We start from the raw sequence: 13,669 nt of genomic DNA, 5'->3' as shown, positions 1-13,669 counted from the left end.
TAGGCCGGGTAAGGCGGAGCCGCCACCCGGCATTACAGAGCGTACAAACTCACGCGAAGTGATCGTACCCTTTCCAGTCCAGCGTAACCGGCGCACCGTCTTTCACAAACTTCAGCCCTTCACTCTCCGGCATGATCTGCCCGATACAGGTGAATTTCGCGCCAAGATGCGCTAACGCCACGTCGAGCGTTCCACGGTTCAGCTCCGGAACGGTAAAGCACAGTTCATAATCTTCACCACCGGACAGCGCCCAGCGCAGTGCCTGTTCAGGTTCAACATGACGAAGCAGTTCCTCTGACAGCGGGAACAGATCCAGGTCTACGCGCGCGCCGACACCGCTCGCCTTCAGAATATGGCCAAGATCTGAGATCAGCCCGTCAGAGAGATCGATAGCCGAGCTTGCCCGCTCGCGCAGCGCCTGACCGTGCAGAATACGCGGCGTCGGGCGCAGATGGCGTTTCACCAGATACGCCGCATCGTCAGCGTTCTTCACGGTTAAGCGATCCTGAAGAATCGCCAGGCCCGCGGCGCTGTCGCCCGGTGTACCGGTCACGTAGATCCAGTCACCGGGTTTTGCACCCGAACGCTTCAGCGCGCGACCAAGCGGTACATAACCGTGGATCGCCAGCGTCATCGACAGCGGCCCGGCAGTGGTATCACCGCCAATCAGCTGCATATCGTAGTAGTTAAGCTGCTCAAACAGCGCATCGCTGAATGCTTCAAGCCAGGCTTCGTCTACCTCAGGCAGCGTCAGCGCCAGGGTTAACCACGCGGGATCGGCCCCCATCGCCGCCAGATCGCTGACGTTAACCGCCAGCGCCTTATACGCCAGATCGGCAGGATCGATATCCGGTAAAAAATGACGTCCGCACACTAAGGTGTCGGTGCTGATTGCCAGCGTCTGTTTTTCGGGAATATTGAGAAGTGCACAGTCATCGCCGATGCCGGTTTCAACATCAAGACGAGAGGTTCTGACACGGTCGAAATAACGGGCAATCAGGGAAAATTCGCCGCATGCCATACGTTATGCCTCAGCAAATAAAAGAAAAAACCGGAGCCGCACTGCCCGTCAGGCAATGCAGAACTCCGGTTTGCGGATCACTTTTTGTGGGGACGGATCGCAGGTGCTGCTTTATCAAGTACGCCGTTTACAAACTTGTGGCTGTCTTCAGCGCCGAAGGTTTTCGCCAGTTCGATCGCTTCGTTGATGGCCACTTTGTACGGCACATCATCACGTTTAGACAGCTCAAACAGCGCAATGCGCAACACTGCTTTTTCTACCTGACCCAGCTCTTCGAGCAGACGGGACAGGTAAGGTTTCATCAGACCATCGAGATACGCGCTATTAGTCGCCACTCCCGACAGCAGTTCACGGAAGTACAGAACGTCAACGTCTTTCACGTCCTGTTCTGACAGGAACTGGTATTCAACATCAGCGATGTCGTTCTGGGACAACTGCCAGGAGTAAAGTGCCTGGACGGCACATTCACGGGCGCGGCGACGAGCAGCAGGTTTCACGGAATTCCCCTTACAAAAAAATCAGGCCTTGATGGCTTTCAATACATTGATCATTTCAAGCGCGGTCAGTGCAGCTTCTGCACCTTTGTTACCGGCTTTGGTGCCAGCACGTTCGATGGCTTGTTCAATACTTTCGGTGGTCAGCACGCCGAACGCGACAGGAATTTCAGCATCCTGCGCAACGTGTGCCAGACCGTTGCTTGCACCGCCCGCAACGTATTCGAAGTGCGCAGTGCCGCCACGAATAACGGTACCCAGCGCAATCACCGCGTCATATTTACCGGTTTTCGCCAGCGCGCCCGCCGCCAGTGGCAGTTCGTAAGCGCCTGGAACCCAAACAACGGTAATGTTGTCATCTTTAACCTGGCCGATACGTTTCAGGGCGTCAACCGCACCTTCCAGCAGGCTATCGTTGATGAAGTTGTTGAAACGCGCAATGGTGATGGCGACGCGAGCGTCCGGGGTAGCTACAGCAGCTTCAATAATGTTCATACTCTTCCTTTACGGGTTCATTTGGCCCCGCAGGGGGGCGGATTTTATCATAATACTTTGCGCACTGCTTCCCTATTTCGGGAGCAATTACGCTGTCGTTAAGTGGAGGCAGACATCCGGACCTACCGGACGAATCTCGCTAAATTTGAGTTGTGGTGCATCGGCCAGTTTTTCAAGGCCGGGCAGCACAAACAGGCCGCGCGCGTCACTGCCCAACAGTTTAGGCGCAACGTAGACGAGAAGCTCATCCACCAGCCCCGCCTGAAGCAGCGCGCCGGCAAGCGTCGGGCCCGCTTCGACCCAGATGCTGTTCACCTGCTGCTTGCCGAGTAGCATCATCAGCACCACCAGATCCAGATGCCCGTTATGCTCCGGCACTATGATGCTGCGCACGCCTTCTGGCCATTCACGCGTATCTTCCTTCGTGCGGGCAATCCAGGTTTCCCCTGGCTGCTGGACGATGCGGTGCTCCGGCGTCACGCGGTTCTGGCTATCAATGACAATACGCAGCGGCTGACGCAGATTCTCCTGCGGATACAGAGCCTGGGTATCGGCATTCAGCTCGTCCCAGCGCACGGTCATGGCCGGATCGTCAGCCAGAACGGTTTCACTGCTGGTGAGAATAGCATGGCTTTGCGCGCGCAGACGTTGCACATCGCGCCTTGCCTGCTGCGAGGTGATCCACTGGCTCTCGCCGTTTGCCATCGCCGTACGACCGTCCAGCGAGGCACCCAGCTTAAGCTGGATATACGGGAACCCGGTACGCATGCGCTTCAGGAAACCTTTGTTGAGCGCTTCCGCGTCCTGCATCATCAGGCCATGGCTGACGTCAATGCCTTCCTGCTGCAGACGATACAGACCACGTCCGGCCACCTGCGGATTCGGGTCCTGCATCGATGCAACCACGCGCGACACCCCCGCGGCAATCAGCGCGTCGCAGCACGGTGGCGTACGCCCGTGATGGCTGCAGGGCTCCAGCGTAACGTAGGCCGTCGCACCGCGCGCCTTCTCGCCGGCCATGCGCAGCGCATGAACCTCAGCATGCGGTTCGCCTGCGCGATAGTGAAAGCCCTCCCCCACGATCTCGCCATCTTTAACGATAACGCACCCGACGTTCGGGTTGGGATGGGTCGTAAAACGACCGCGCTGCGCCAGCTTCATGGCTCGCGCCATGTACATCTCATCGTGCATGAGCTTAATCCTGTAAGCGGGCGATCTCTTCGCCAAACTCTTTGATGTCTTCGAAACTGCGGTAGACCGAGGCAAAGCGGATATAGGCGACCTTATCGAGCTTTTTCAGCTGCTCCATTACCAGGTTGCCGATCATCTTGCTGGGCACTTCACGCTCACCCAAACCACGAAGGTAAGATTTTATGTGGTTTAGCGCCATCTCCACGTCGTCCGCGCTGACGGGACGTTTTTCAAGGGCCTTCAGCATTCCGCTGCGCAGTTTCTCTTCGTTAAACGGCTCACGCACGTCGTTACTTTTAACCACGCGCGGCATGACCAGCTCTGCCACCTCAAAGGTCGTGAAACGCTCGTTACACACCAGACACTGCCGACGACGGCGCACTGAAGACCCTTCGCCCACAAGGCGAGAGTCGATGACTTTGGTATCCACAGCGGAGCAGAATGGGCAATGCATACGGTATCCCTGTTATCTGGTTAACTGATTTTCATTTTACCCTGAACTGGCCTGACAACAAAGGAAGAGCTTTTTGAGAAAAAGGATCTATGTCTGACACAATGATGCTGGCTACCATTAGGACGATCCGTTATTTCAAGGAAATAAACGCAATGACAAGACGTTACCTGAAAATATTGCTGGTGGGGAGCCTCTTCACCCTTAGCGCCTGTGCACAGCAAACCGAAGTCCGTCAGATGAAACAGAGCGTCAATTCGCTCAATACGGCGATGGACAAGCTAAACAAAGAAACGGTGAAGATCACCCAGCAAAACGCGCTGAACGCGAAATCTACCAGCGGGGTGTACCTGCTCCCGGGGGCGAATACGCCTGCCCTGCTGAACAGCCAGATTGGCACGCTAAAAATGTCTCTGGTGAATGTGGCGGCGAATGCCGATGGTACTCGCGCAACATTACGCATCAAGGGAGAGTCCAACGATCCGCTTCCGGCCTTCAGCGGCACCGTCGAGTGGGGCCAGATCCAGGGCACCACGGAGAACTACCAGGAGGTGAACGTGAAGAATCAGCTCTTCACCGCCCCGGCCAGTGTTTTAGCACCCAGTGATGTGGATATTCCGCTTCAGTTAAGCGGCCTTACGCCGGAACAGTTAGGCTTTATCCGCATTCACGACATTCAACCCGCCGCGCAGTAATCCTCTCTTTTTTAGCGGAGTGAAATGTCACTCCGCTAACATTTACATTTCGTATGGATTGGCAACATAAATGATTGCCGCTACAATCCCAGCCGTTTAAAGTACGCAAACGTGAACGCAATCGATTACGCGTATGAGAGATATGTGAAACAACACATATTTTTGTGAGCAGGGATTCCTATAATAGGCACCGCAGAAACACGAAATATTTAGAAACGCAATTCGCGCATTTTTCACTCCCGGAAGGGAATTTCAATCAGTGGCATGATTATGAAAAAAACATTACTCGCAGCTGGCGCCGTGCTGGCACTATCCTCTTCTTTCACTGTTAACGCAGCGGAAAACGACAAACCACAATACCTCTCCGACTGGTGGCACCAGAGCGTTAACGTGGTCGGCAGCTACCACACGCGTTTCGGACCTCAGATTCGTAACGATACCTACCTGGAATATGAAGCGTTCGCCAAGAAAGACTGGTTTGATTTCTACGGCTACATGGATGCACCGGTCTTCTTCGGTGGTAACTCTCAGGCTAAAGGTATCTGGAACCACGGCTCCCCTCTGTTCATGGAAATCGAACCACGCTTCTCCATCGACAAGCTGACCGGCACCGATCTGAGCTTCGGCCCGTTCAAAGAGTGGTACTTCGCGAACAACTATATTTACGACATGGGCCGCAACGAGTCCGGTCGTCAGAGCACCTGGTATATGGGTCTGGGTACGGACATCGACACCGGCCTGCCAATGAGCCTGTCTCTGAACGTCTATGCCAAATATCAGTGGCAGAACTATGGCGCTGAAAACCAGAACGAATGGGATGGCTATCGTTTCAAAGTGAAATACTTTGTGCCAATCACCCAGCTGTGGGGCGGTAATCTGAGCTATATCGGCTTCACCAACTTCGACTGGGGTTCAGATCTGGGCGATAAGAGCGGTTACGCAGAGAACGGTATTAAGCAGCGTACCAATGACTCCATCGCCTCCAGCCACATCCTGGCGCTGAACTACGATCACTGGCATTACTCTGTTGTGGCACGTTACTGGCACAACGGCGGCCAGTGGAACGACGACGCTAAACTGGTATGGATGAACGAACACGTCCGTTCTACCGGTTGGGGTGGTTACCTGGTTGTAGGTTACAACTTCTAATCAGTGCGGGTTTCGCCCGGTGGCGCTACGCTTACCGGGCCTACGACCCAAATGTAGGCCGGGTAAGGCGTAGCCGCCACCCGGCTTTTTACTGCTTCACCTTACGCAAAAAATCCGCCAAAGACCTGTCCGCACTTTCGCTAAACCGCCTTTCCGTAGCCACAATATTGAGGCATCTGTCGAGCCGAAAACAGCGATAGTCATCGCGCCGTTCACACCACGCCGCCAGCAGCCAGCGCTCTCCCCAGAAGAACAGCCCCAGCGGCTGAACCTCACGTTTAGACAGCTGTCCTGCTTCATCACGGTAATGCAGCGCCAGCACCTGCTGGGCGGAAATTGCCTGATGGATCCTGTCAAAATCGCTGCGGGAGTGGCTTTGCATGCAAAAATCCGGGGCGTAGATCCGCGTCTGCTCCGCCTTTCGACGGCTCTCCTCGGGCAGAATCGCCAGCACCTTTTCCTGAGCCGACTCCAGCTCGCGCGACAGCGATTCCCCTCCCCAGGTTTTGAGCAGGCGAATGGCGACAATCAGCGCCTCGGACTCCTTATTTGTCAGCATCAGCGGCGGCAGGTCAAAGCCCGACATCAGCCGATATCCGCTCCCCGCCTCGCCTTCCACAGGCACGCCGGAAAGCGACAGGTCGCGGATATCGCGGTAGACCGTGCGCTCGGATACGCCAAGCCGGTCCGCCAGATGCGCTGCCGTTGTCAGACGCCTGCCCCGCAGGATCTGCACAATCTGAAACAAACGGTCAGCGCGTCGGGTCATTTCTTAGTTCGCTCTCAGGCAGGTTGATGGAGGCCGACGCGGTTACCCTCGCTGTCGGTAAACAAGGCGATAGTGCCAATGCCATGCGGCAGTTCCAGCGGGCCAAACACGCACTCGCCGCCCGCAGAGGCGATGCGATCGAGCGTTGCCGCCAGATTGTCAGTATGCAGGTAAATAATAGCGCCCTGCAAAGACGGTGTAACGCCGTCAAATTTTGCCAGTGCGCCTCCGGTGGCGGGATCCTCATGCGGGAAAACCGCCAGCTCCGCACAGTCCATTTTCTCGCGACGCAGCGCAAGCTGCATCACCGGCTCATAAAATTTGATGGCGCGATCCATATCCGAGACCGGAATTTCAAACCAGTTAATGACGCTTTTCATACATCCTCCTGCCTGTTGTTTGGGTTCAGAAGGAGTCTACGACAGGGCTCCTGACAGCATACTGTCAGGAGTGTTTGTCAGGAGCAGATAAAAAAAATCCCGGTCAACAGACCGGGATTTTGATAACGCGCTAAACGTCGTCTTACGGCAGAATGGACGGCTGATCCGCCCCTTCTTTTTCGACTTTCTGCTGGAGCAGGTGCTCGCGCTTCATGCCGAGTTTCAGTGCCAGGGCGGACGCAACGTAGATAGACGACGCCGTACCGATGGTGACACCAATCAACATGGTCAAGGAGAAGCCTTCCAGAACCGGACCACCGAACAGGAACAGCATCAGGATCACCATCAGGGTGGTACCGGAGGTGATCAAGGTACGGTGCAGCGTCTGGGTCAACGACACGTTAAAGATTTCGTACGGCGTACCGCGACGGATCTTACGGAAGTTTTCACGGATACGGTCAGATACCACGATACTGTCGTTCAGTGAGTAACCGATGACGGACATCAGGGATGCCACAATCGTCAGGTCAATCTCAATGTGGAACAGCGACAGTATGCCCATGGTGATCACCACGTCGTGCGCCAGAGCGATAACCACACCGGCCGCCAGTCGCCACTCAAAGCGGAAACCGACGTACACCAGGATGGAGATCAGCGCCACCAGCAGCGCCATCGCACCGGTCTGCGCCAGGTCAGCACCCACGCTTGGGCCGACGAACTCAATACGCTTAACCGCCGCGTTCTGGCTGGTTGTTTCGTTAATCACGCTAACAACCTTACTGCCCAGCTCCTGGCTGCCGTTGGCATCGTGCACCGGCGGCATACGCACCATGATGTCGCGGCTGCTGCCGAAGTTCTGCAGCAGCGGCTCTTCAAAGCCCGCTTTCTGCAGCGATTCGCGCATCTGGTCCATATCGACCGGTTTTTCCAGGGAGATTTCAATTACCGTACCACCGGTAAAATCGAGACCCCAGTTAAAGCCTTTCACGCCCATAATGACGATGGACAGAATCAGCAGGAAACCTGAAATGCCGAAGGCCCAGTAATCCCAGCGCATAAAGTCCCAGACTTTACGGCCGTGGTTCAATTGTTCAACAGTATATTCCTGTGCCACAACGCACTCCTCAGATAGACAGCTTTTTGACGCGCTTGCCGCCGTACAGCAGGTTCACGATGGCACGGGTGCCGACAATAGCGGTAAACATTGACGTTGCGACACCGATACCGGTTGTAATCGCAAAGCCTTTGATCGCGCCAGTACCCACTGCATACAGGATAAGAACCTTAATCAGTGTTGTTACGTTCGCATCGAAGATAGAGCTGAACGCGCCTTTATAACCTTCATCAATCGCCTGCTGAACAGAGCGACCGTTGCTCAACTCTTCTTTGATACGTTCGTTAATCAGTACGTTGGCGTCGACCGCCACCGCAAGGGTCAGAACGATACCCGCAATCCCCGGCATGGTCAGCGTCGCTCCCGGCAGCAGGGACATGATGCCGATAATCAGCACCAGGTTCGCGATCAGCGCGGAGGTCGCAATCAGACCAAACTTCTTATAGAAGAAGATCATGAACAGGATAGAGACCACCAGACCGGCCAGACACGCTTCCAGGCCCTGCTGGATGTTTTGCATACCCAGAGTTGGACCAATGGTACGTTCTTCAACAATCTGAATTGGCGCTATCAGCGCACCGGCACGCAGCAGCAGGGAGAGCTGACGCGCTTCGTTCGGGTTGTTAATACCGGTAATACGGAAGCTGTTACCCAGACGAGACTGGATATTGGCGATGTTAATCACCTCTTCCTCTTTCACCAGCACAGCACGGCCGTTTGCATCTTTCTTACCGCTGTCTTTGTACTCCACGAACAGGGTCGCCATCGGTTTACCGATGTTGTCCTTGGTGAAGTTAGACATGATGTTACCACCCGCGCTATCCAGCGAGATGTTAACCTGCGGCTGGTTGTATTCATCCTGGCTCGACGTGGAGTCGGTGATGTGGTCACCGGTCAGAATCACACGTTTGTACAGCACAACCGGCTGACCTTCGCGGGTCTGTTTCACTTCGGAGTCACCCGGAATACGGCCAGAAGCGGCAGCAGACTGGTCAACGTTGGTATTCACCAGACGGAATTCCAGCGTTGCGGTCGCACCGAGAATCTCTTTCGCACGCGCGGTGTCCTGGATACCTGGCAGTTCAACCACGATACGGTCAGCACCCTGACGCTGTACCAGCGGCTCGGCCACGCCCAGTTGGTTTACACGGTTACGCAGAATGTTGATGTTCTGCTGAACGGCATATTCACGCGCTTCTTTCAGGCGCGCATCGGTCATCACCGCGCGCAGCTGGTTGCTGCCCTGCGAGGAGATCACCAGGTCACGGTGACGTTGGGTCAGGTAATCTACAGCCTGATCGCGCGCCGCGCTGTCGCGGAACGTGATGCTCATGCCGTAGTTATCTTCTTTACGCACGGTGGTGTAAGCGATGCCTTTATCACGCAGATCGCTGCGCAGGCTGTCGATATTCTGTTCCTGCAGCTTGCCGAGCGCGGTATCCATATCCACTTCCATCAGGAAGTGAACGCCACCACGCAGGTCAAGACCGAGTTTCATTGGCTCTGCATTCATCGCAGCCAGCCAACGCGGGGTTGCAGGGGCAAGGTTAAGCGCCACGACGTATTTATCACCCAGCACGCCCATCAGCGCTTCACGTGCGCGGAGCTGCGTGTCGGTGGTGTCGAAGCGAGCAAGAATTGCGCCCTCTTCCAGTGCCACAGACTTAGCGGTAATTTTTTCTTCTTGTAACGTTTTCTGGACCTGGATCAGCGTTTGCTCACTGGCGGCGACACCGCGCGCGCCAGTGATTTGAACAGCCGGATCCTCACCATACAGGTTGGGAAGCGCGTACAGCAGGCCGACGAGAATCACGACGACCAGCATGATGTACTTCCACAAAGGATAACGGTTTAACACGGCAGTTCCCTTTGGGAAAAGTTGGGATTACAGCGCCTTCATGGTGCCTTTCGGCAGAACGGCAGCTACGAAGTCACGTTTGATGACCACTTCAGTGGTGTCGTTCAGGGCGATTGCAATGTAGCCACTTTCAGCCACTTTGGTTACGCGACCGACCAGACCACCGTTGGTCAGCACTTCATCGCCTTTCGCGATGGAGTCCATCAGCTTTTTGTGCTCTTTGGTGCGCTTCTGCTGTGGGCGCAGGATCATGAAATAGAAGATCAGACCGAACACAACCAGCATCAGAATCAGAGACATTGGGCTGCCCTGCGCTGGAGCGCCTGTTGCTGCTACCGCATCAGAAATAAAAAAGCTCATTCAAATTCCCTCATTATTAAAATTAATCAACGTTCAACGGTGGAACATCCCGCCCCTGACGTTGGTAGAAATCGGTCACGAAGCTCTCTAATTTACCCTCTTCGATAGCCTTACGTAAACCAGCCATTAAGCGCTGATAATAACGAAGATTATGAATGGTATTGAGACGCGCGCCCAAAATCTCGTTGCAACGATCGAGATGATGCAGGTACGCACGAGAATAATTGCGACAGGTATAGCAATCGCACTCGGAATCGAGCGGGCTGGTGTCACTCTTATGCTTCGCGTTACGGATTTTCACCACGCCATCGGTAACGAACAGATGGCCGTTACGCGCGTTGCGGGTTGGCATGACGCAGTCGAACATATCAATGCCGCGGCGTACGCCTTCAACCAGATCTTCCGGTTTGCCCACGCCCATCAGGTATCGTGGTTTATCCGCCGGGATTTGCGGGCAGACGTGCTCCAGAATGCGGTGCATGTCTTCCTTCGGCTCACCCACAGCCAAACCGCCGACAGCGTAGCCATCAAAACCTATCTCTACCAGACCTTTAACAGAGATATCGCGTAAATCTTCGTAAACGCTGCCCTGGATAATGCCGAACAGCGCATTTTTGTTCTGCAGGGAGTCAAAACGGTCACGGCTACGCTTCGCCCAGCGCAGAGACATCTCCATGGAACGCTTGGCGTAGTCCCAGTCGGCCGGATACGGCGTGCATTCGTCGAAGATCATCACGATGTCAGAGCCGAGATCGTACTGAATCTCCATTGATTTTTCGGGATCGAGGAAAATCGGATCGCCGTTGATCGGGTTACGGAAGTGAACGCCCTGCTCGGTGATCTTGCGGATATCGCCCAGGCTGAAGACCTGGAAACCGCCGGAGTCGGTCAGGATAGGGCCTTTCCACTGCATGAAGTCGTGCAGGTCGCCGTGGAGCTTCATGATCTCCTGACCCGGACGCAGCCACAGGTGGAAGGTATTGCCGAGGATAATCTGCGCGCCCGTGGCTTCAACTTCTTCCGGCGTCATCCCTTTTACGGTGCCGTACGTGCCCACAGGCATAAACGCGGGGGTTTCCACCACGCCGCGATCAAACACCAGGCGACCGCGGCGCGCGCGACCGTCGGTGGTATCGAGTTTAAATTTCATTTTTTCTCCGACGTCAGAAAAACAGTCCAACGTTGTAAAACGGTGCCGCGGACTTATTCCCCGACACGCTCATTCAAAGCCTGCGGATTGTACGTGATAAACATCGCGTCCCCGTAGCTAAAAAAGCGATATTTTTGTTCTACCGCAGACTTGTAGGCATTCATCGTATGCTGATACCCCGCGAACGCAGAGACCAGCATAATCAGCGTCGATTCAGGCAGATGGAAGTTGGTCACCAGCGCGTCAATCACTTTGTACTGGTAACCCGGGTAGATAAAGATCTGCGTATCGCCAAAGAACGGCTCAATCAACTCGCTTTTCGCGGCCTGCGCGGCGCTCTCCAGCGAGCGCACCGACGTCGTACCGACCGCCACGACGCGGCTACCGCGCGCTTTCGCCGCCAGCACCGCGTCCACGACATCCTGCGGCACTTCAGCATACTCAGAGTGCATGATGTGGTCTTCAATGCTGTCCACGCGCACCGGCTGGAAGGTTCCCGCCCCGACGTGCAGCGTTACAAACGCCATCTCAATGCCTTTCGCGCGCAGTTTTTCCAGCAGCGGTTCATCAAAGTGCAGGCCTGCCGTCGGGGCCGCGACCGCGCCAGGCTTCTGGCTGTAGACGGTCTGGTACAGCTCGCGGTCAGCCTCTTCGTCCGGACGCTCAATGTACGGCGGCAGCGGCATGTGGCCGATGGCGTTCAGGATATCAAGCACCGTGCGCTCGTCGTTGAACTCCACCTCGAACAGCGCGTCGTGGCGCGCGGTCATGGTCGCCTTGATGCTCTCGTCATCGCCCAGCAGCAGCTCCGCGCCCGGCTTTGGCGCTTTGGATGCGCGAATATGTGCCAGAATACGTTTATCATCGAGCATACGTTCGACCAGCACTTCAATCTTGCCGCCGCTGGCCTTACGGCCGAACAGGCGCGCCGGGATCACGCGGGTATTGTTAAAGACCAGCAGATCGCCAGGGTTGAGCTTGTCGAGCAAATCGGTGAAAGTACCGTGCGTCAGCTCGCCCGTTGGCCCATCCAGTGACAGTAAACGACAGCTGCTGCGCTCAGGCATGGGATAGTGAGCAATCAGGGATTCAGGTAGTTCAAAGGAGAAATCGGCGACGCGCATGACGTATACTCGTGACTTAAAAACAGGCGGCATAGTCTAGTGCTCACACCCTTTTGCTGCAACAACTAGCCGCCCCCGGACAAATAAAACGCATGAATTTTCTCGCTCACCTGCATCTCGCTCACCTCGCTGACAGCTCCCTGTCCGGCAATTTGCTGGCCGATTTCGTACGCGGCAACCCCGCGGAAGCGTACGCCCCTGAGGTTGTCGACGGGATTTTTATGCACCGCCGCATCGACGTGCTGACGGATAAGCTGCCGGAAGTGACGGAAGCCAAAGCGTGGTTTCGGCCGGAAACGCGACGCGTCGCGCCGATCACGCTTGATGTGATGTGGGACCATTTCCTGTCGCGCCACTGGGCACAGCTCTCGCCAGAGCTTCCCCTGCCGGAATTTGTGCGTTATGCCCATCAGCAGGTGTCGATCATTCTGCCCGACTCGCCGCCGCGCTTTGTGAATCTGAATAACTACCTGTGGTCAGAGCGCTGGCTGGAGCGCTATCGCGAGATGGATTTCATTCAGAGCGTGCTGAATGGGATGGCGAGCCGTCGCCCGCGCCTGGATGCGCTGCGGGATTCCTGGTATGACCTGGATAAACATTACGATGCGCTGGAGACCCGCTTCTGGCAGTTTTACCCGCGCATGATGGCGCAGGCGAAAAACAAACAGCTCTGACAGAATTCGTATTGATAGGTAAAAGCTGGCGGAACGATTGTCACCACCTCTTTGTCTTATCCATGAACACTCTCTATACTGGCTCGCGTTGCGTTCCAAATAACCTTAGTATCTACAGGAGAATCATATGGTTCTGGTAACTCGTCCGGCTCCGGATTTTACAGCTGCAGCAGTTCTTGGCAACGGTGAAATCGTTGAAAACTTCAACTTCAAACAGCACACCAACGGTAAAGCGACCGTTCTGTTCTTCTGGCCAATGGACTTCACTTTCGTTTGCCCGTCTGAGCTGATCGCGTTCGACAAACGTTATGAAGAATTCCAGAAGCGTGGCGTGGAAGTGGTTGGCGTCTCCTTCGACTCTGAGTTTGTACACAACGCATGGCGTAACACCCCTGTCGACAAAGGCGGCATCGGTGCGGTGAAATACGCAATGGTTGCGGACATCAAACGCGAAATCCAGCAGGCTTACGGTATCGAACATCCGGACGCTGGCGTTGCGCTGCGCGGTTCCTTCCTGATCGACGCAAACGGCATCGTTCGTCACCAGGTCGTGAACGATCTGCCGCTGGGTCGTAACATCGACGAAATGCTGCGCATGGTTGACGCGCTGCAGTTCCACGAAGAGCACGGCGAAGTGTGCCCGGCTCAGTGGGAAAAAGGTAAAGAAGGTATGGCTGCTTCCCCAGACGGCGTAGCTAAATACCTGTCTGAGAACGTATCCAGCCTGTAATCGGCACGGTTTAC

The 13,669-nt window shown here is 55.3% G+C and carries 16 protein-coding genes; 4 read left to right on the top strand and 12 right to left on the bottom strand.

The window, feature by feature from the left end:
* Nucleotides 1–49: 49 nt before the first annotated feature.
* From thiL to nrdR, 5 genes are all read right to left on the bottom strand, one after another.
* Nucleotides 50–1,021, bottom strand: coding sequence for a thiamine-phosphate kinase (gene thiL / locus ACOTXI_RS13215; RefSeq protein ID WP_021241664.1), 972 nt, complete (start codon nucleotides 1,019–1,021; stop codon nucleotides 50–52).
* Nucleotides 1,022–1,098: 77 nt separating this feature from the next.
* Nucleotides 1,099–1,518 (bottom strand): transcription antitermination factor NusB, encoded by a 420-nt coding sequence (gene nusB / locus ACOTXI_RS13210; RefSeq protein ID WP_006809908.1) that lies wholly within the window; start codon nucleotides 1,516–1,518, stop codon nucleotides 1,099–1,101.
* A 21-nt stretch (nucleotides 1,519–1,539) separates the two neighbouring features.
* Nucleotides 1,540–2,010 carry a 6,7-dimethyl-8-ribityllumazine synthase gene (gene ribE, locus ACOTXI_RS13205; protein WP_003859098.1) on the bottom strand — a complete coding sequence of 157 codons (471 nt, stop codon included), beginning with the start codon at nucleotides 2,008–2,010 and terminating at the stop codon, nucleotides 1,540–1,542.
* Between the two features lie 87 nt (nucleotides 2,011–2,097).
* On the bottom strand, nucleotides 2,098–3,201 hold the full coding sequence (gene ribD / locus ACOTXI_RS13200) for a bifunctional diaminohydroxyphosphoribosylaminopyrimidine deaminase/5-amino-6-(5-phosphoribosylamino)uracil reductase RibD (protein WP_039023728.1): 1,104 nt from the start codon (nucleotides 3,199–3,201) through the stop codon (nucleotides 2,098–2,100).
* 4 nt (nucleotides 3,202–3,205) lie between these two features.
* Entirely contained in the window at nucleotides 3,206–3,655 is a 450-nt protein-coding gene (gene nrdR, locus ACOTXI_RS13195; RefSeq protein WP_008503337.1) for a transcriptional regulator NrdR, read from the bottom strand.
* Nucleotides 3,656–3,807: 152 nt separating this feature from the next.
* Between nrdR and ACOTXI_RS13190 the strand changes: the two genes are divergently transcribed.
* Nucleotides 3,808–4,347 (top strand): DUF3251 domain-containing protein, encoded by a 540-nt coding sequence (locus tag ACOTXI_RS13190; RefSeq protein WP_058655076.1) that lies wholly within the window; start codon nucleotides 3,808–3,810, stop codon nucleotides 4,345–4,347.
* Between the two features lie 270 nt (nucleotides 4,348–4,617).
* On the top strand, nucleotides 4,618–5,496 hold the full coding sequence (locus ACOTXI_RS13185) for a nucleoside-specific channel-forming protein Tsx (RefSeq protein WP_025912622.1): 879 nt from the start codon (nucleotides 4,618–4,620) through the stop codon (nucleotides 5,494–5,496).
* An 88-nt stretch (nucleotides 5,497–5,584) separates the two neighbouring features.
* Here the strand turns inward: ACOTXI_RS13185 and ACOTXI_RS13180 are convergent, their stop codons facing one another.
* The 7 genes from ACOTXI_RS13180 to queA form a co-directional block, all read right to left on the bottom strand.
* Nucleotides 5,585–6,265, bottom strand: a complete 681-nt coding sequence (locus ACOTXI_RS13180) for a helix-turn-helix transcriptional regulator (protein ID WP_058655077.1) — start codon at nucleotides 6,263–6,265, stop codon at nucleotides 5,585–5,587.
* 14 nt (nucleotides 6,266–6,279) lie between these two features.
* A complete protein-coding gene (locus ACOTXI_RS13175) occupies nucleotides 6,280–6,645 on the bottom strand; it encodes a VOC family protein (RefSeq protein ID WP_008503341.1) in 366 nt (121 codons plus the stop codon).
* Between the two features lie 142 nt (nucleotides 6,646–6,787).
* The gene (gene secF, locus ACOTXI_RS13170) at nucleotides 6,788–7,759 is read right to left on the bottom strand and encodes a protein translocase subunit SecF (RefSeq protein ID WP_008503342.1); all 972 of its coding nucleotides are present in this window, start codon (nucleotides 7,757–7,759) and stop codon (nucleotides 6,788–6,790) included.
* A gap of 10 nt (nucleotides 7,760–7,769) precedes the next feature.
* On the bottom strand, nucleotides 7,770–9,617 hold the full coding sequence (gene secD, locus ACOTXI_RS13165; RefSeq protein ID WP_021241665.1) for a protein translocase subunit SecD: 1,848 nt from the start codon (nucleotides 9,615–9,617) through the stop codon (nucleotides 7,770–7,772).
* Nucleotides 9,618–9,644: 27 nt separating this feature from the next.
* On the bottom strand, nucleotides 9,645–9,977 hold the full coding sequence (gene yajC, locus ACOTXI_RS13160; RefSeq protein ID WP_000007630.1) for a preprotein translocase subunit YajC: 333 nt from the start codon (nucleotides 9,975–9,977) through the stop codon (nucleotides 9,645–9,647).
* A 22-nt stretch (nucleotides 9,978–9,999) separates the two neighbouring features.
* Entirely contained in the window at nucleotides 10,000–11,127 is a 1,128-nt protein-coding gene (tgt, locus tag ACOTXI_RS13155) for a tRNA guanosine(34) transglycosylase Tgt (RefSeq protein ID WP_058655078.1), read from the bottom strand.
* A 53-nt stretch (nucleotides 11,128–11,180) separates the two neighbouring features.
* A complete protein-coding gene (gene queA, locus ACOTXI_RS13150) occupies nucleotides 11,181–12,251 on the bottom strand; it encodes a tRNA preQ1(34) S-adenosylmethionine ribosyltransferase-isomerase QueA (RefSeq protein ID WP_008503345.1) in 1,071 nt (356 codons plus the stop codon).
* Nucleotides 12,252–12,343: 92 nt separating this feature from the next.
* Here queA and acpH point away from each other — a divergent pair, with 92 nt between their 5' ends.
* Together acpH and ACOTXI_RS13140 are read left to right on the top strand one after the other, a co-directional pair.
* Nucleotides 12,344–12,925, top strand: coding sequence for an ACP phosphodiesterase (acpH, locus tag ACOTXI_RS13145; RefSeq protein ID WP_058655079.1), 582 nt, complete (start codon nucleotides 12,344–12,346; stop codon nucleotides 12,923–12,925).
* A 127-nt stretch (nucleotides 12,926–13,052) separates the two neighbouring features.
* Nucleotides 13,053–13,655: a peroxiredoxin gene (locus tag ACOTXI_RS13140; protein WP_008503347.1), complete on the top strand. Its 603-nt coding sequence runs from the start codon at nucleotides 13,053–13,055 to the stop codon at nucleotides 13,653–13,655.
* The last annotated feature ends 14 nt before the right edge of the window (nucleotides 13,656–13,669 follow it).

Source organism: Enterobacter cloacae complex sp. BZL2005, assembly GCF_049238885.1.
GTDB classification, from domain to species: domain Bacteria; phylum Pseudomonadota; class Gammaproteobacteria; order Enterobacterales; family Enterobacteriaceae; genus Enterobacter; species Enterobacter roggenkampii.
Note: the sequence above shows the minus strand (reverse complement) of the source record. Positions and strands in the feature narration are given on the sequence as shown.